Below are 17335 nucleotides of genomic sequence, written 5' to 3'. Positions count from 1 at the left end.
CCCCCGCCGTCCCCCGCCACGCGGTCACCGGCTACTGGCAGAACTTCAACAACGGCGCGACGGTCCAGAAGATCAGCGACGTACCCGACCGGTACGACATCATCGCCGTCGCCTTCGCCGAGGCCACCACCACCCCCGGCGCCGTGTCCTTCTCCCTCGACTCGGCCGGCCTCGGCGGCTACACCGTCGACCAGTTCAAGGCCGACATCAAGGCCAAGCAGGCGGCCGGAAAGTCGGTGATCCTCTCCGTCGGCGGCGAACGGGGCACCGTCTCCGTCAACGACTCCGCCTCGGCCGCCAATTTCGCCACCAGCCTCTACACCCTCATGCAGCAATACGGCTTCGACGGCGTCGACATCGACCTCGAAAACGGCCTCAACCCGACCTACATGAGCCAGGCCCTGCGCGCGCTCTCCCAGAAGGCGGGCGGCCACCTCGTCCTCACCATGGCGCCCCAGACCCTCGACATGCAGTCCACTACGGGCGGCTACTTCCAGACCGCGCTGAACGTGAAGGACATCCTCACCGTCGTCAACATGCAGTACTACAACAGCGGTTCGATGCTCGGCTGCGACGGCAAGGTCTACTCCCAGGGGACCGTCGACTTCCTCACCGCCCTGGCCTGCATCCAGCTCGAAGGCGGCCTCGACCCCTCCCAGGTGGGCCTGGGCCTGCCCGCCTCCACCCGGGGCGCGGGCAGCGGCTACGTCGCCCCGTCCGTCGTCAACGCCGCCCTGGACTGCCTCGCACACGGCACCAGCTGCGGCTCCTTCAAACCGGCCAGGACCTACCCCGGCATACGGGGCGCCATGACCTGGTCGACCAACTGGGACGCGGCGAACGGCAACGCCTGGTCGAACGCGGTCGGCCCGCACGTTCACGGCCTGCCGTAGCCCTTGCCGTAGCCGCGGAACTCGCACCAAACGATCTTCCCCGGCACGCGCTCGCTGACGCCCCACGCGTCGGCGAGCGCGGAGACCAGCAGCACCCCCCGCCCGGACTCGTCCCCATCCCCGTCCCCGTCGTACGGCGCGGGAGCCCGCGGCGTCCCGTCACCACTGTCGTGCACCTCCACGCGCAGCAGCCCGTCCGCGTCCAGGGCCAGCACCAGCCGGTAGCCACGGCCGGGCGGAACGCCGTGCAGCAGGGCGTTGGTGGCCAGTTCGCTCACGCAGAGCAGGACGTCGTCCGCGAGGTGGTCCAGGTCCCACGCGGCGAGCGCGGCACGGGCGAACTCCCGTGCCCGCGGGACGGATCGGCGCTCGCGCCGGTAGAACGCCGTACGGGCACACAGCGCCCGGATCTCCTTGTGCATAACCGCCACTGTCACAGTGCGTGACTATGCTGAGCCACAGCGTCAGGTCGTACGGATTCGCTGTACGACTTCTGGCGGTGTCATGCCGTCGCGGGGAGGGGAAGGCAGAGCGCATGCACCCGGCGAACAAACCGAAGAGGATCACTTCCTGGCACGTGATCGGCGCCCAGCTGAGTCACTTCCGCAGGGCCGCCCGCATCACCCAGCCCGCGCTGGCCGAGCGGGTGGGACTGCACGAGGACACGATCGGATCCATCGAGCAGGGCCGCAGACCACTGAAGATCGACCTTGCGGAGACGCTCGACGAACTCCTCGACACGAAGGGCGCATTGGCGGTCGCCGTCGCCAAGGTCCCCGAGCGGGAGAAGCTGCCCGCGTTCGTCCAGGACCTGGTGGAGCACGAGGAGGAGGCGCTGACGCTGCTGTCGTACCAGAACCAGGTGGTGCCTGGGTTGTTGCAGACGGAGCCTTATGCGCGGGCGGTCTTCTCCTCCCTCTACCCGCCAATTCATGAGGAGACGGCTGAAGAGTGGGTTTCGGCACGACTCGCTCGGCAGCAGGTACTCCAACGGACACCGCCGCCGATCATGAACTTCATCCTGGAGGAAGTGATCCTCAACCGTCCGCTTGGCAGCCGTGAGGTGCTCCGCCAGCAGATTCGCCACTTGCGCAGGTGCGCTGAACTCCCCTTCATGGGGATCCAGATCATGCCAACCGAACGCTCCAAGCATGCCGCGCTCGACGGCCCACTCATCCTGCTGGAGACACCAGAACACGATCAGCTGACATACATCGAGGGCCAGCGAATCAGCTTCCTCGTCGATGACCCAGATGAGGTCAGTGTGTATCAGCAGAAATATGGGATGCTGCGCTCGCAGGCCCTCACCCCTGAGGAGAGCATGAGCCTGCTAGACGACTTGGCAGGAGAGGCATGAGCAGCGCAGCGGACCCGCATCAGTCTGGTGACCTTGCCTGGTTCAAATCGAGTTACAGCGGCAGCGAGGGCGGAGACTGCATCGAAGTAGCCTACGAATGGCGCAAGTCGAGCTACAGCGGCAGCGCAGGCGGAAACTGCCTGGAAGTGGCCGCCTGCCCCCACGCCATACACATCCGCGACTCCAAGAACCCCACCGGGCCGTCGCTCACCCTGAGCGCCACCGCCTGGTCCGCGTTCCTCGCCGACATCACCAACTGACCGGTGCCGGGGGGACGATGAAGTACCGACGGCTCGGTACGCACGGGCCGGGCGTCTCCGCGCTCGGCCTCGGCTGCATGGGGATGTCGACCTCGTACGGCGTCCCGGACGACGCGGAGTCCGTGCGCGCCCTCGACCGCGCGATCGAGCTCGGCGTCACCCTGCTCGACACCGCGGACGCCTACGGACAGGGCACCAACGAGGAGTTCCTCGGCCGCTGGCTGCGCAGCCGTACCGCCACACAGCGGGACGGACTGGTCGTGGCCACCAAGTTCGGGCTGCGGCACGACGCCGCCACGGGACGGGTGAACGAGGTCGACTCGTCCGCCGCCTGGGTGCGCGAGGCGTGCCACGCCTCGCTGCGCCGCCTCGGCACGGACCGTATCGACCTCTACTACCTGCACCGCCGCGATCCGGCCGTCCCCATCGAGGAGACGGTCGGCGCGCTGGCCGAGCTCGTCGCCGACGGTGCCGTACGCCATCTGGGCCTCAGCGAAGTGAGCCCGCAGACGCTGCGCCGGGCCCACGCCGTCCACCCCATCAGCGCCGTCCAGTTGGAGCACTCCCTCTTCACGCGGGATGTCCTGGAGGGCGAGATGCGGGCGACCTGCCGGGAGCTCGGCATCGGCATCGTGGCGTACTCCCCGCTCGGGCGCGGCATGCTGACGGGTGCGCTGGCGTCCCGCGACGACCTCACCGCCGAGGACGCCCGGCGCCGCTGGCCACGGTTCTCCGCGGAGAACATCGACCGCAATCTGCGCCTCGTCCAGGCCGTCCGGACGATCGCCGAGTCCCTCGGCTGCACGCCGGCCCAGGCCGTCCTCGCCTGGCTGCTCGCCCAGGGCGAGGACATCGTCCCGATCCCCGGCACCAAACGCCGTGCCTACCTGGAGGAGAACACGGCGGCGGCCGGTATCGCGCTGAGCCCGGAACAGGCGGCCCGGCTCGGGGCGGCCGTGCCCGACGGCGCCGTCGCCGGCGAACGCTACCCGCTCGCCGCCCTGGAGCGCCTGGGCCACTGAGCCGGGCCGGGGCAGCCGACCAGACTCAAGTCCCGTACACACTCACTACGTTGTCCCGCGGTACCGGCCGGATCTTCGCGGCGGGCCCCACGGCAAAAGCGCGCAGCAGATTCTCGGTGGTCCGGGTGACGAAGGCGCGCGTCCGGCCGTCCATACCGTGATCGCGTCCGTCGTCACGCGTCCCGGCCATGAGGGCCTCGACCCACCGCATCGTTCCGGAGGAGAAGACTCCGGCGCCGCTCGGCACGGTGTAGTAGGCGGAGTCCGCGTGGCTGCGCCGGCCGTTGCAGACCAGCGGGGAGTGCGCCAGGATCTCCAGCCGCGCGGGCGTGGGCGCCTCCGGCGTGACCCGGTCGTACTCCACCCCGACGAGGTGGTCGAAGGCCGCGCCGGGCCGCACTCCCGTTCCGGCGAAGAGCCAGTGGTCCGCGCTGTGGACGACGTACGGCGCGTCCGTGGGATAGCCCTCGTAGAAGACGCCGGTCAGTGCGGACTCCGGGTCGGCGGACGGCGGTTGGCGGAAGTCGTGGGTCGGCAGGCCCCGGTGTGGACCGGCGAAGTGCGGATCGTCCCGGTAGGAGGTCTTGTAGCAGACCACGGTGCGCAGGGCGCCGGACGGCCCCGGCTCCAGCCTGACCCGGCGGAAACAGGCGTTGGCCCCGAGGAAGGCCAGGTTGGTGCCGGCATCGCGGGCCCGGGTGACGTGCTGCCGCTGCTGCGGGGTCCAGTACTCGTCGTGGCCGGGCGAGAGCGCCGCCGTGGCGCCCCGCAGCGCCGACGGGGTGCGGTGGACGTCCAGGCCGGTGGTGTAGGCCAGCGGGAGGCCGAGCCGTTCCGCGAGGACCACCAGCGCCCGCTCGTAGACCAGGAACTTCCCGGCACCGTTGGTGTCGTACGGCCGGTCGAAGCTGACCGCCAGCGACCGCGTCCCATAGGCGCCGTCCGCACCCCGGTAGAGGCTGTAGCCGCCCCATGCGTTGTACGCCTGCCAGGTCGTCACCGCATGCATCAGCACCGTCCGGCCCGCGGCCTGCGCCGAGCGGACGATCAGCGGGACGTACCGCTGGTGCCCGTGCTCGGCGTCCAGCCGGAGCAGATAGGCGCCCGGCGGCCAGCCGTCGGTGCGTACCCCGAGGCTGTGCTGCCAGTCCGCCCGTACGCTGCGGGTCCCGGGCAGCAGCCGCGGGGGGCGCTGGCGCCGCCCGGCGACCCGCGCCGAACGCCAGACCAGCCGGGCCTGGGCCCCTCGGTACCACCCGACCCGGTAGGCCGCAACACGGAAGCCGGGTGCGGTGGTCGAGACGTACAGCCCGAACTCCTCGCCCGGCAGGACGCTCACCTTGTCGGTGTAGCCCTGGACGGCGTCGGGTGGACCGGCCGAACGAATCCGCCAGTCGGGGTCCCCCGGCCGGTCCCGCTCCGCGGCCAGGTCCGGCTGATCGCCACCGGTGGGGCCGGCGCCGGGCTCCCCTGACGTGGAGTCACAGCCGGCGGTCACCCCGACGGCGAGACCGGCGGCCCCTACGGCGGCGGCCCCGAGAAATCGCCTGCGGCCCAGGCCGGCGGGGATGCCGGTGCCGGCGGGGTTACCGGTGCCGTCCGGGCGGCCGGGGCCGGTCGGGCATCCGGGGGCCTCAGGACAGGGGCGGCCGGCGCCGTCCGCGCAGCCTGCACCGCCGCATTCCCTGGCGCCGCACTCCCCGGCGCCGCATTCCCTGCCGCCCCGGCACTGATCACCATGCTGTGGGTCGTCGCCCATCGCGCTGCTCCCGTGCGCACCCTTCCCACCGAGCCGTCGGGACGATCCTCTGCCGACCCGCGCCGCCGCACGACCCCAGGAGGCCCGAATGCGGGTACGGCGGCCTCCGGGACCGCAGACCGGAGGCGGCCACGGCTCACCCCACCCGATCGTCTACAGTCGTGTAGACAAAAGCTGGGCAGTGGCCACCGACCACGCGTGGCCGGCTGAACAGCGCCCGAAATGCACAAGGTTGCCGATACGGCGCAGCGCGCCGGAAGGGCGGACAGGCGATGGCGCAGTCGAGCAGCGAGGCGCTGGCACGGCCCGCGGGCGAGGGATGGTCCCACACCTCCTTGCCCGAGGGTGGACACGGACCGGGCTGGAGCAAGGTACCGCAGGTCACGGCCCTGTTCTGGGGAGTGAAGGTACTCACCACAGGCATGGGCGAAACGGCCTCGGACTACCTCGGCCGGACGCTCGGACCGATACCGGCCGGCAGCCTCGGACTGGCCGGTCTGGTGACCCTGCTGATCCTCCAGTTCCGGACCACCCGCTACCGGCCCTGGATCTACTGGTCCGCCATCGTCATGGTCAGCGTCTTCGGCACGATGGCCGCCGATGTCGTGCACGTCGTGGCCGGCATCCCGTACACGGTCTCGGTCATCGCCTTCTCCGCCGCGCTGGCCGCGATCCTGGCGGCCTGGTACGGCTCCGAGGGAACGCTGTCCATCCACAGCATCCGCACCCGCCGCCGCGAGACGTTCTACTGGGCGACCGTGCTCGCCACCTTCGCCCTCGGCACCGCGGTCGGCGACCTCACCGCGGGCACCCTGCACTGGGGCTACCTGCCCTCCGCCCTCCTGTTCACCGCCCTCATCGCGGTGCCCGCCCTGTCCGGACGCTTCCTCGGACTCAACGCCGTCGCCGCCTTCTGGTGGGCATACGTGCTGACCCGCCCCCTCGGGGCCTCGTTCGCCGACTGGATGGGCGTCTCCCCCTCCCGCGGCGGCCTCGGCTGGGGAACGGGACCGGTCACCCTCACCCTCATCGTCCCGATCATCCTCCTCGTGGGATACCTGGCGATCAGCCACAAGGACACCCCGGCCGAGCAGCAGGCCATGGGCACCACCGCCGCCTGAGGCGGAACGGCCGCGGACTGCGCCGCGCGCCCACCACCGGCCCAAGCACCGGCGCCACCGCCTCGGCCGCCGACCTCAGGAATCCAACAACACAGGTGCCAGCTCCCGCAGTTGGTCCAGCCCCAGGCCGCGGTCCGCCACCAGGGGCTGGACGGCGACATGGTCCGCTCCGGCGTCGTGGTGTTCCTGCACGCGCCGCCGGATGGCGTCCACGTCACCCCACGCCACGATCGCGTCCACCAGCCGGTCGCTGCCGCCGTCGGCGAAGTCCTCGTCCCCGAAGCCGAGTCGGCGCAGGTTGCCGGTGTAGTTCGGCAGCTGGAGATAGAGGCGCGTGTGGTGTTCGCGGGCCAGGGAGCGGGCCGTCGCGGGATCGGACTCCAGCAGCACGGCCTGTTCGGGCGCGAGCAGCGGTCCGGTACCGAGGATCTCCCGGGCGCGGGCGGTGTGCTCGGGAGTGACGAAATACGGGTGGGCGCCGGCCGCCCGGTCCCGCGCCAGCTCCAGCATCTTCGGGCCGAGCGCCGCCAGCACACGGGCGGGCGGGGGATCGGCCACCGGCCCCGCGTACGGCGCGGCGTCCATCGCGTCCAGATACTCGCGCATGGCCGCGAGCGGCTTGGCGAAGGCGTGGCCGCGCGCACCGACGATCGGGGCGTGGCTCGCCCCCAGCCCGAGCAGGAAGCGTCCGTCGTACGCCTCGGCCAGGGTCTGTGCGGCGGTGTGCGCGGCGGAGGCGTCCCGTACCCAGATGTTGGCGATGCCGGTGGCGACCGTGATCCGCTCCGTCGCGGCCAGCAGCAGCGTGGCCTGGCTCATCGACTCGGTGGCCGGCGTCTCACCGAACCACAGTGCGCCGTAACCCAGTTGCTCGATCTCGGCCGCCGCCTGACGCGCGACGGCGGCCGGCACCTGACCAAGTCCGCCGTGCCAGACACCGACCCGACCGATCCGGGCAGCGAGAGCGTGTTGCGGCATCGTTCCTCCATGGGCTGAGGGGGGCGAGCGCCGCGCGCCTCGGGACGGCGTACGGGGCTTCTTCTTGATCACAGCACGGCGGAGCAGCCCGGCATTCCCCGGTCACCGATCGAGTGAGCCCATCGGGTGAACCACATGGCGAAGCGGCCGCCCTTCCGGAGAAGGACGGCCGCTCGGCGCTGTCGGATCAACGTGGCGTCAGCCCTCGACGCCCAGCTTCTCAAGGCTGTGCCGCATTATTCCTTCGCGCCGAGGCGCTCAAGAATGAGCTCGCGTACGCGGGCCGCGTCCGCCTGGCCGCGGGTGGCCTTCATGACCGCGCCGACCAGGGCGCCGGCCGCGGCCACCTTGCCGCCGCGGATCTTGTCGGCGATAGCGGCGTTGGCGGCAATGGCCTCGTCGACGGCGGTGCCCAGGGCGCCCTCGTCGGAGACGACCTTCAGGCCGCGCTTCTCGACGACGGTGTCCGGGTCGCCCTCTCCGGCCAGCACGCCCTCGATGGTCTGGCGGGCCAGCTTGTCGTTGAGCGAGCCGTCGGCGACGAGTGCGGCGACCCGGGCGACCTGCACGGGGGTGATCGGCAGGGCGGCCAGGTCGATGCCGTCCTCGTTGGCGCGGCGGGCCAGCTCGCCCATCCACCACTTACGGGCCGAGGCGGAGTCCGCGCCGGCGTCGACGGTGGCGGTGATGAGGTCGACCGCGCCCGCGTTGAGGATCGACTGCATATCGTGAGCGGAGATGCCCCACTCCTCGCGCAGCCGGTTGCGGCGCACCCGCGGCAGCTCGGGGAGCGCGGCCCGCAGTTCCTCGACCCACTCGCGGGAGGGGGCCACCGGCACCAGGTCCGGCTCGGGGAAGTAGCGGTAGTCCTCGGCCTCTTCCTTGACCCGGCCCGGCGTCGTGGAGCCGTCCTCCTCGTGGAAGTGCCGGGTCTCCTGGATGATCGTGCCGCCGGAGGAGAGCACCGCGGCGTGCCGCTGGATCTCGAAGCGGGCCGCCCGCTCCACGGAGCGCAGCGAGTTGACGTTCTTGGTCTCCGAACGCGTACCGAACTTCTCGGTGCCCTTGGGACGCAGCGACAGGTTCACGTCGCAGCGCATCTGGCCCTGTTCCATCCGGGCCTCGGAGACGTCCAGCGCCTTGATGAGCTCGCGCAGTTCGGCGACGTACGCCTTGGCGACCTCGGGAGCCCGCTCGCCCGCACCCTCGATCGGCTTGGTGACGATCTCGATGAGCGGGATGCCGGCGCGGTTGTAGTCCAGGAGGGAGTGCCGGGCGCCGTGGATCCGGCCGGTGGCACCGCCGATGTGGGTGGACTTGCCGGTGTCCTCCTCCATGTGCGCGCGCTCGATGTGCACCCGGAAGATCTCGCCGTCCTCCAGCTGTACGTCGAGGTAGCCGTCGAAGGCGATCGGCTCGTCGTACTGGGAGGTCTGGAAGTTCTTCGGCATGTCCGGATAGAAGTAGTTCTTCCGGGCGAAGCGGCACCATTCGGCGATCGAGCAGTTCAGGGCCAGGCCGATCTTGACCGCGGACTCGACACCGGTCGCGTTGACGACCGGCAGCGAGCCGGGCAGGCCCAGGCAGGTGGGGCAGGTCTGCGAGTTGGCGTCCGCGCCGAGAGCCGTGGAACACCCGCAGAACATCTTGGTGTTGGTGCCGAGCTCGACATGGACCTCCAGGCCCATGACGGGGTCGTACGTCGCGAGGGCGTCCTCGTACGACACCAGGTCAGTGACAGTCACGGTGAAACTTTCCCTCTCAGCCCAGCAGGACGTCGTCGTCGCCCAGGCGCTTCAGTTCGCGGTAGAGGATCGCCAGGCCGGTGACGATCGCCGCGGCCGAAACGGCTGCATCGATCAGGCGGAGCGTGTCGTTCTCCTTGCGGGCCAGCTTGGCCTGCTTGGCGACGCTGATGGCGCCGAACGCGGTGCTGCCGATCGACAGGTACAGACCGGACTTGGACTTCTTGAAGTTTTTGGCCTTCTTGGTCATGGCGGTCACAGTGCAGGTGCCTCCTCGAGCAGCGGATGACCCCACTTGGCGGTGAACGCGGCCTCGACCGCGGCACCGACCTTGTAGAGCCGGTCGTCGGCCATGGCAGGGGCGATGATCTGCAGGCCCACCGGCATCCCGTCCTCGGGAGCCAGGCCGCAGGGCAGCGACATGGCCGCGTTGCCTGCCAGGTTGGTGGGGATCGTGCACAGGTCGGCGAGGTACATCGCCATCGGGTCGTCGGCGCGCTCGCCGATCGGGAAGGCGGTGGTCGGCGTGGTCGGCGAAACGATCACGTCGACCTGTTCGAAGGCCTTCTCGAAGTCGCGGGTGATCAGCGTCCGCACCTTCTGGGCGGAGCCGTAGTACGCGTCGTAGTAGCCGGAGCTGAGCGCGTACGTGCCGAGCATGATCCGGCGCTTGACCTCGGGGCCGAAGCCGGCCTCACGGGTCAGGGCGGTGACGTCCTCGGCGGACTTGCTGCCGTCGTCGCCGACCCGCAGGCCGTAGCGCATGGCGTCGAAGCGGGCCAGGTTGGAGGAGCACTCCGAGGGCGCGATCAGGTAGTACGCGGACAGCGCCAGGTCGAAGGACGGGCAGTCCAGCTCGACGATCTCGGCGCCCAGCTCCTTCAGCAGCGCGACGGACTCGTCGAAGCGCTGGATGACACCGGCCTGGTAGCCCTCGCCGCGGAACTGCTTGACGACGCCGACGCGCATGCCCTCGACGCTGCCGTTGCGGGCCGCCTCGACGACCGGCGGGACCGGCGCGTCGATGGAGGTGGAGTCCAGCGGGTCGTGGCCGGCGATGACCTCGTGCAGCAGCGCCGCGTCCAGGACCGTACGGGCACAGGGGCCGCCCTGGTCCAGGGAGCTGGAGAAGGCCACCATGCCGTAGCGGGAGACGCCGCCGTAGGTGGGCTTGACGCCGACCGTGCCGGTGACGGACGCGGGCTGGCGGATGGAGCCGCCGGTGTCCGTGCCGATGGCGAGCGGGGCCTCATAGGAGGCGAGGGCGGCGCTGGAGCCGCCACCGGAGCCGCCGGGGATCTTGGTCAGGTCCCAGGGGTTGCCGGTCGGCCCGTAGGCGCTGTTCTCCGTCGACGACCCCATGGCGAACTCGTCCATGTTGGTCTTGCCGAGGATGACGACGTCGGCGGCCTTGAGCTTCTTGGTGAGCGTGGCGTCGTAGGGCGGGAGCCAGCCTTCGAGGATCTTCGAACCGACGGTGGTGGGAATCCCCTCCGTCGTGAAGATGTCCTTGAGCGCGAGCGGGACACCGGCCAGCGGGCCGAGCTTCTCGCCGCGGGCCTTCTTCTCGTCCACGGCGCGGGCCTGGGCCAGCGCGCCCTCGCGGTCGACGTGCAGGAAGGCGTGCACCTTCTCGTCGACGGCCTCGATACGGGCCAGATGGGCCTCGGTCACCTCGACGGCGGTGACCTCACCGGCGGCGATCTTCGCCGCGATCTCGGCGGCGGTGAGCTTGATCAGGTCTGCCATGTCGGTCACTCCTCCCCCAGGATCTGCGGCACCTTGAAACGCTGCTGCTCCTGGGCCGGGGCGCCGGAGAGCGCCTGCTCGGGGGTCAGCGACGGACGGACCTCGTCCGGCCGCATGACGTTGGTCAGGGGCAGCGGGTGGGAGGTCGGCGGTACGTCTTGGTCGGCGACCTCGGAGACGCGGGCGACCGCGCCGATGATGTCGTCGAGCTGTCCGGCGAAGTGGTCGAGCTCTTCGGCCTTCAGCTCCAGACGTGCCAGCCGGGCGAGGTGGGCGACCTCCTCGCGCGTGATGCCAGGCATGCAGCGATCCTCTGCTGGGTTCTCGGAGTGTTCTTGGCTGTAGCTGTATATGCGGACCCAATCCTATGGCGTCCCGCAACGGAATCGCGCAGGCCTTTCCGCGGGGGCACCGGGGGCCCGCCGCCGCAGGCCGTCGGCGGCCGGCGGCGGGTGGCAGAGCGTGGCGGCGGGTGGCGGGTCGCGACCGGCGGCCGTCGTCCGGCGCCCCGGCGCCCTTCGTCCGGGGCCGTCGTCCGGGGCCGTCGTCCGGGGCCGTCGTCCGGGGCCGTCGTCCGACGGACCGGTCAGTGGTCGTCGGACGACGGGCCGCCGGGGCGGTGATCTCCGTTGGCCTCGGGATCGTCGCGGGCCGGCTCGGAGGTTTCGGGACCGTCGTGGGCGGGCTCGCTGGACCGGTCGCCCCGACGGGGCGGGAGCTGCGGCACCGGGTGCGGTGCCGGAGCCTCCGCGGGGGCTTCCCCGGGGGGTTCCACGGGGTCTTCTTCGGGGCCTTCTTCTTGGTCTTCTTCGGGGCCTTCTTCTTGGTCTTCGTCAGGGTCTTCTTCGGAGCGGGGACACGGGACGGCCGGTGGCCGGGTCAGTTCAGGACCTGTCCCGAAGGGCGCTCGGCGGCCTTCTCCGCCGCCAGGGCGGCCGTCTCCGATTCACGCTGCCAGCCGCGCTCACCGCGGGCTCTGAGCCAGGCCGTGGTTTCGTCCGGTGGCATCGCGGCGGCCACCAGCCAGCCCTGTACGGCGTCACAGCCGAGGTCGCGCAGCCGCTCCCAGGTCTCGTCGTCCTCGACGCCCTCCGCGACGACCAGGAGGCCGAGGGAGTGGGCGAGGTCGAGGGTGCAGCGGACGATCTCGGCGTCCTCGGTGTCGACCGCCAGCCGGGCGACGAAGGAGCGGTCGATCTTCAGCTCGCTGACCGGGAGGCGCCGCAGATGGACCAGGGAGGAGTAGCCGGTGCCGAAGTCGTCGAGGGACATCTTCACGCCGTGCGCGGTGAGCCCGGCAAGGGTGTCGGCCGCCCGCTGCGGGTCCTCCAGGAGGACGTGCTCGGTTATCTCCAGTTGGAGGGCGCCCGGTGGGACGCGGTGCCGGGCGAGTCGCGCGGCGACCGCTCCGGCGAAACCCGGGGAGTGCACGTCGCGCGGGGAGACATTGACGGCGACCGGAACCTCCAGGCCCATCGCGCGCCAGCGCGCCACCTGGGCGAGGGCGGTCTCCAGGACGTACTCGGTCAGCCGCGGCATCAGCCCGGAGGACTCGGCGATGGCGATGAACTCGTCCGGTGGGACCCTGCCGCGGTCCGGGTGGACCCAGCGGACCAGTGCCTCCAGCCCGGCGACATGGCCGTCGAAGCCGACCTTGGGCTGGTAGTGCAGCTCGACGTCGCCCGCGTCCAGGGCGCGCCGCAGATCGCCCAACAGGCCGAGCCGGTCGGGGGTGTTGCCGTCCCGCTTGGCCTCGTAGAGCTCGACGCCGCTGCGGTCGCGCTTGGCCTGGTACATCGCCACATCGGCGCGGCGCAGCAGGCCTTCGGCGTCGAGGGCGTGGTCGGGGAAGACCGCGACCCCCGCACTGGCTTCGAGCACGAGCGTCAGCCCGTCGAGATCCAGCGGTGAGCCGAGGGCGGCGACGAGATGGCGGGCCGCCCGCTGGGAGCTGGTGAGGGAGTCGGTGGTGGGCAGCAGGACGGCGAACTCGTCGCCGCCGAGCCGGGCCGCCTCGGCGCCGCGCGGGAGGGCGTGCCGCAGCCGTTCCGCGATCTGCAGCAGCAGCCGGTCGCCGGCGAGGTGGCCGAGGGTGTCATTGACGGAGCGGAAGCGGTCCAGGTCGATGAGGACCAGCGCAGAGCGGGCGCCGACGCGTTCGGCGTCGTCCAGCGCGGTCCAGGTGCGCTCCAGCAGCCACTGGCGGTTGGGCAGGCCGGTGAGCGGGTCGCGCAGTTGCTCCTCGGCGCGGGCGCGGGCTATCCACAGGGTGGAGTCCAGCGCGATCAGCGGGATCGCGAACAGCGGCAGCAGCAGCGGGGCGTGCACGGCGCAGACGGCGATCAGCGGGGAGATCCCGAGCAGGGCGATGCCGACGAGTGCCTGTCGTACGACGGCCGTTCGGGGGATGGCGGGCAGCTGCCCGGTGCGCGGGGTGAGGCTGAGCCAGAGCAGGCCGCGGCTGACGGCGAGATAGCCGGCGGCGGTGACCACGACCTCGGGGAGGACGGAGAGGTTCCAGGCCGGCGGGGACCACGGATGGCGGACGCTGGAGGCCACGCCGAACGCGGCGAGGCCGAGCGCCGCGGCGCCGATGCCGAGGATGTCCACGGCGCCGTGCACCACGGCCTGCCGCCAGCGGTGGCGCCGGGCGGCGCCGACGAGGACGACGACGGAGAGGCTGACGAGGGTGGCGGGCACCCAGCCGAACAGCAGCAGGACTGCGAGGGCGAGCGCGGCGCCGGAGCCCGTGCCGCCCCACCAGCGGTCCCGGCCGAGGGCGACCAGATGGCCCACGATGATGCCGGTGAGGACCGCCAGCGACCAGCCTATGGAGCCGCCGGGGAACAGCGCGTCACCTTCGCCGAGGTTCACGAGGACGCCCGTGGCGAGCGCGAGGCCCGCCACGGTGACGATGGTCCCGGGCAGCGCGGGCACGACGAGCCGCCGGAGCCGCGACGCCGGAGCGGCGCTGTCGGTCGGTTTCATTCCGATCCCTCTCACAGCCGGCTGTGCCCGCGCCACGGCAGGCGCACTCCTCAACAGTAGGCCGCGGAAGGCCGCCGCGGGCAGCGATCGGTGACGGTTGCCCGAATGCGACCAGGCGTCGCGGATCAATCTGGTATGCGCCGATGGGGTGACACCTCACTCCTCTTCAGGCGGAGTGACAGCTACCGCTCGTGCTGCGTCCGGACCCTGTTCCAGCAGCACCGCGAAGCCATCATCGTCCAGCACGGGGACCTTCAACTGCATGGCCTTGTCGTACTTCGAACCCGGGTTGTCGCCCACCACTACGAATCCGGTCTTCTTCGAAACGGAACCGGTCACCTTCGCTCCGAGGTTCTGGAGGGCCTCTTTCGCGCCATCTCTGGTGTGTGACTGAAGTGTGCCCGTTACGACGACGGTGACGCCTTCCAGGGGCCGCGGGCCCTCCTCACCCGTTTGCTCCTCCTCCATCCGGACACCGGCGGCCCGCCAGCTCTCGATGATCTGCTGGTGCCAGTCCACGGCGAACCACTGCTTGAGCGAGGCGGCGATGGTGGCCCCGACGCCGTCGACGGCGGCGAGTTCGGTCTCGTCGGCGTCCCTGATGCGGTCGATCGAGCGGAACTCCCGCGCCAGCGCCTCGGCGGCCACCGGGCCCACGTGCCGGATCGACAGACCGGTAAGGATCCTGGCCAGCGGGCGTTGCTTGGCCGCCTGGATGTTCTCCAGCATGGCCAGGGCGTTCTTCTTCGGCTCGCCCTTTTGATTGGCGAAAAAGGTGACAACCTTTTCCTCGCCGGTCTTCGGATCGCGCTTGGGCAGGCCCGAATCCGGGTCCAGGACATAGGACTTGATGGGCAGCAGCTGCTCGATGGAGAGGCCGAAAAGATCGCCCTCGTCCCTCAGCGGCGGCTCCGCGGGCTCCAGCGGCTGGCTGAGCGCGGTCGCCGCGACATAGCCGAAGTTCTCGATGTCCAGGCACTTGCGGCCGGCGAGGTAGAACAGCCGCTCACGGATCTGGGCGGGGCAGGCACGGGCGTTGGGGCACCGCAGGTCGACATCGCCCTCCTTGGCGGGCTGCAGCGCGGTGCCGCACTCGGGGCACTCGGCCGGCATCACGAACTCCCGCTCGCTGCCGTCCCGCAGATCGACGACCGGTCCCAGGATCTCCGGAATGACGTCGCCGGCCTTGCGGATCACGACGGTGTCGCCGATGAACACGCCCTTGGCCTTGACCACGTCCTGGTTGTGCAGGGTCGCGAACTCCACCTCGGAGCCGGCCACCGTCACCGGCTCCACCACGGCATACGGCGTGACGCGTCCCGTTCGGCCGACGCCCACGCGGATGTCGACCAGCTTGGTGTTGACCTCCTCCGGCGGGTACTTCCAGGCGATCGCCCAGCGCGGCGCGCGCGAGGTCGAGCCCAGCCGCCCCTGGAGCCGGATCTCGTCCAGCTTGACGACGACACCGTCGATCTCGTGCTCGACGGCCGTACGGCGGGTTTCGGCGTCGCCGTAATGGGCGATGAACTCGCGGACCGCCGCCAGGGAGTCGACGACCTTGTTGTGCGCGGCCGTCGGCAGGCCCCACTCCTTGAGCAGGTCGTAGGCCTGCGACTGACGGTCGATCACCAGGCCGTCGCGGGCGCCGACGCCATGGACGACCATGTGCAGCGGGCGACTGGCGGTGATCTTGGGATCCTTCTGCCGCAGCGAACCGGCCGCGGCGTTACGGGGGTTGGCGAACGGCGGCTTGCCGTCGGCGACCAGGCGCTCGTTGAGCTCCAGGAACTTCTCCATCGGGAAGTAGACCTCCCCGCGCACCTCGACCAGATCCGGGATCCGGTCGCCCTTCAGACGGTGCGGGATCTCCGCGATCGTGCGGACGTTGGGGGTGATGTCCTCGCCCGTACGGCCGTCCCCGCGGGTGGCGGCGCGGGTCAGCCGGCCGTGCTCGTAGGTGAGGTTGACCGCGAGGCCGTCGACCTTCAGCTCGCACAGGAAGTGATAGCCGGCGCTCCGGGGGTCGCCGCCCAGCTCACCGGCGATCCGCTCGGCCCAGCCGGCCAACTCCTCGTCGTCGAAGGCGTTGTCGAGCGAGAGCATCCGCTCGCGGTGCTCGACCTCGGTGAACTCCGTGGCGTACGCACCGGCGACCTTCTGGGTCGGTGAATCGGGGGTGCGCAGCGCGGGGTGCTCGTCCTCCAGGGCCTCCAGGGAGCGCAGCAGCCTGTCGAACTCCGCGTCGCTGACGACCGGGGCGTCCTTCACGTAATACCGGAAGCGGTGCTCCTCGATCTGCTCAGCGAGCTGCGCGTGCTTCTCCCGCGCCGCCGCGGGCACGTCGGATCCCGCTGCGTGCTGTTCGCCAGCCACCGTCTTGTCCTCCCGTGGTCCTTGAGTGCGGTCACTCAGGGTTGTCTGCGAGTGATCTCGCCGCCCGGACGCAGTGGGCGAGGGCCGAGCGGGCATAAGCGGGCGAAGCGCCCGCGAGCCCGCAGGACGGAGTGATCACCACGGACTCGCTGAGAGTCCCCGGCGTCAGCCCCAGCCTGCGCCACAGCGTCCTGACACCCATGACGCTACCGGCAGGGTCTGACAATGGGCCGTCCACGCCCGGCACCACGCCTGCGAACAGCGTCGTCCCGCCCTCGACGGCCTCCCCGACCGCCTCCTCCTCACGCTCGGTGAGCAGCGAGAAATCGAACGAGATGCCCGCGACGCCGGCCCGCCGCAGCAGCCCGAAGGGCACCTCGGGGGCGCACGAGTGGACGACCACGGGGCCGCCCTCCGTCACCCCGACAAGATCACGCAGCGCGCCCTCGACGACCGCCCGGTCGACGGCACGGTAGGTCCGGTACCCGCTGGCGGTCTTCACCCGACCCTGGAGCACCGCCGTCAGCGACGGTTCGTCGAGCTGGAGCACGACCCGGGCGCCCGGCACCCGGCGCCGTACGTCCGCGAGATGGCCGCGCAGCCCCTCCGCCAGGGACGCGGCAAGATCCCGGCAGGCACCGGGGTCGCCGACCGCCGCCTCGCCGCCGCGCAGTTCCAGCGCGGTGGCCAGGGTCCACGGGCCGACCGCGGAGACCTTCAGCGGCCCCTCGTACCCCTGGGTGAACTCCTCCAGGGCATCGAGGTCCTCCCCGAGCCAGGAGTGGGCGCGCCGGGTGTCGCGGCCCGGACGGTCGCTGACCCGCCAGCCGCTGGGCTCCACATGGCCGTAGACCTCGACGAGCATCCCCAGGGTCCGTCCGATCATGTCGGCGCCGGGCCCCCGGGCCGGGAGTTCGGGCAGGTAGGGGAAGGCCTCCAGCGACCCGGTGACGGTCTTCGCCGCCTCTCGTGCGTCACCGCCCGGCATCGACCCGATCCCGGTCGCCGCACCCGCGGCCCACTTCTGCGTGCTGTTCTCACTCACCCAGGCAGGGTATGCGTCGGCGGGGTGGTGGGGGGTGTGGTGGGG

At 71.1% G+C, this 17335-nt stretch carries 16 protein-coding genes; 5 read left to right on the top strand and 11 right to left on the bottom strand.

Annotated elements, in window-relative coordinates:
- Window positions 1-893, top strand: an 893-nt coding sequence (locus EST92_RS25050; protein WP_135789063.1) for a chitinase, incomplete at its 5' end; no start/stop codon positions are given.
- Here EST92_RS25050 and EST92_RS25045 read toward each other — a convergent pair.
- Window positions 878-1315 (bottom strand): ATP-binding protein, encoded by a 438-nt coding sequence (locus tag EST92_RS25045; RefSeq protein ID WP_129283056.1) that lies wholly within the window; start codon window positions 1313-1315, stop codon window positions 878-880. The genes EST92_RS25050 and EST92_RS25045 overlap by 16 nt on opposite strands.
- Window positions 1316-1428: 113 nt before the next feature.
- On the opposite strand from EST92_RS25045, the gene EST92_RS25040 reads away from it, so the two are divergent.
- From EST92_RS25040 to EST92_RS25030, 3 genes are read left to right on the top strand one after another with little or no spacing between them, the layout of a single operon-like run.
- Window positions 1429-2250 (top strand): helix-turn-helix transcriptional regulator, encoded by an 822-nt coding sequence (locus EST92_RS25040; RefSeq protein WP_129283055.1) that lies wholly within the window; start codon window positions 1429-1431, stop codon window positions 2248-2250.
- The gene (locus tag EST92_RS25035; protein ID WP_129283054.1) at window positions 2247-2510 is read left to right on the top strand and encodes a DUF397 domain-containing protein; all 264 of its coding nucleotides are present in this window, start codon (window positions 2247-2249) and stop codon (window positions 2508-2510) included. Before EST92_RS25040 ends, EST92_RS25035 begins: the two co-directional genes overlap by 4 nt.
- Before the next feature lie 17 nt (window positions 2511-2527).
- On the top strand, window positions 2528-3532 hold the full coding sequence (locus tag EST92_RS25030) for an aldo/keto reductase (protein WP_129283053.1): 1005 nt from the start codon (window positions 2528-2530) through the stop codon (window positions 3530-3532).
- Between the two features lie 25 nt (window positions 3533-3557).
- On the opposite strand, the gene EST92_RS25025 is transcribed toward EST92_RS25030, so the two are convergent.
- Window positions 3558-5291 carry a N,N-dimethylformamidase beta subunit family domain-containing protein gene (locus tag EST92_RS25025; protein ID WP_254068999.1) on the bottom strand — a complete coding sequence of 578 codons (1734 nt, stop codon included), beginning with the start codon at window positions 5289-5291 and terminating at the stop codon, window positions 3558-3560.
- A gap of 272 nt (window positions 5292-5563) precedes the next feature.
- Here EST92_RS25025 and EST92_RS25020 point away from each other — a divergent pair, with 272 nt between their 5' ends.
- Window positions 5564-6412, top strand: a complete 849-nt coding sequence (locus EST92_RS25020) for a hypothetical protein (RefSeq protein ID WP_129283052.1) — start codon at window positions 5564-5566, stop codon at window positions 6410-6412.
- A 75-nt stretch (window positions 6413-6487) separates the two neighbouring features.
- Here EST92_RS25020 and EST92_RS25015 read toward each other — a convergent pair whose 3' ends face one another.
- From EST92_RS25015 to EST92_RS24975, 9 genes are all read right to left on the bottom strand, one after another.
- Window positions 6488-7390, bottom strand: a complete 903-nt coding sequence (locus EST92_RS25015; protein WP_129283051.1) for an LLM class F420-dependent oxidoreductase — start codon at window positions 7388-7390, stop codon at window positions 6488-6490.
- A 236-nt stretch (window positions 7391-7626) separates the two neighbouring features.
- Window positions 7627-9135 carry an Asp-tRNA(Asn)/Glu-tRNA(Gln) amidotransferase subunit GatB gene (gatB, locus tag EST92_RS25010; RefSeq protein WP_129283050.1) on the bottom strand — a complete coding sequence of 503 codons (1509 nt, stop codon included), beginning with the start codon at window positions 9133-9135 and terminating at the stop codon, window positions 7627-7629.
- A gap of 16 nt (window positions 9136-9151) precedes the next feature.
- Window positions 9152-9385, bottom strand: coding sequence for a hypothetical protein (locus tag EST92_RS25005; RefSeq protein WP_033266953.1), 234 nt, complete (start codon window positions 9383-9385; stop codon window positions 9152-9154).
- A 5-nt stretch (window positions 9386-9390) separates the two neighbouring features.
- Entirely contained in the window at window positions 9391-10893 is a 1503-nt protein-coding gene (gene gatA, locus EST92_RS25000; RefSeq protein WP_174244125.1) for an Asp-tRNA(Asn)/Glu-tRNA(Gln) amidotransferase subunit GatA, read from the bottom strand.
- A complete protein-coding gene (gene gatC, locus EST92_RS24995; RefSeq protein WP_006602950.1) occupies window positions 10890-11186 on the bottom strand; it encodes an Asp-tRNA(Asn)/Glu-tRNA(Gln) amidotransferase subunit GatC in 297 nt (98 codons plus the stop codon). The genes gatA and gatC overlap by 4 nt, the downstream gene beginning before the upstream one ends.
- Before the next feature lie 284 nt (window positions 11187-11470).
- Window positions 11471-11659, bottom strand: coding sequence for a hypothetical protein (locus EST92_RS24990; protein WP_129283048.1), 189 nt, complete (start codon window positions 11657-11659; stop codon window positions 11471-11473).
- Between the two features lie 104 nt (window positions 11660-11763).
- Entirely contained in the window at window positions 11764-13872 is a 2109-nt protein-coding gene (locus EST92_RS24985) for a bifunctional diguanylate cyclase/phosphodiesterase (RefSeq protein WP_129283047.1), read from the bottom strand.
- 156 nt (window positions 13873-14028) lie between these two features.
- A complete protein-coding gene (ligA, locus tag EST92_RS24980; protein ID WP_129283046.1) occupies window positions 14029-16245 on the bottom strand; it encodes an NAD-dependent DNA ligase LigA in 2217 nt (738 codons plus the stop codon).
- A 31-nt stretch (window positions 16246-16276) separates the two neighbouring features.
- Window positions 16277-17290: a methionine synthase gene (locus EST92_RS24975; protein WP_129283045.1), complete on the bottom strand. Its 1014-nt coding sequence runs from the start codon at window positions 17288-17290 to the stop codon at window positions 16277-16279.
- Window positions 17291-17335: the final 45 nt, after the last annotated feature.

The sequence above is a fragment of the Streptomyces sp. TM32 genome (genome assembly GCF_004122755.1).
Classification (GTDB): domain Bacteria; phylum Actinomycetota; class Actinomycetes; order Streptomycetales; family Streptomycetaceae; genus Streptomyces; species Streptomyces sioyaensis.
This window is presented reverse-complemented; position numbering and strand designations above follow the sequence as displayed.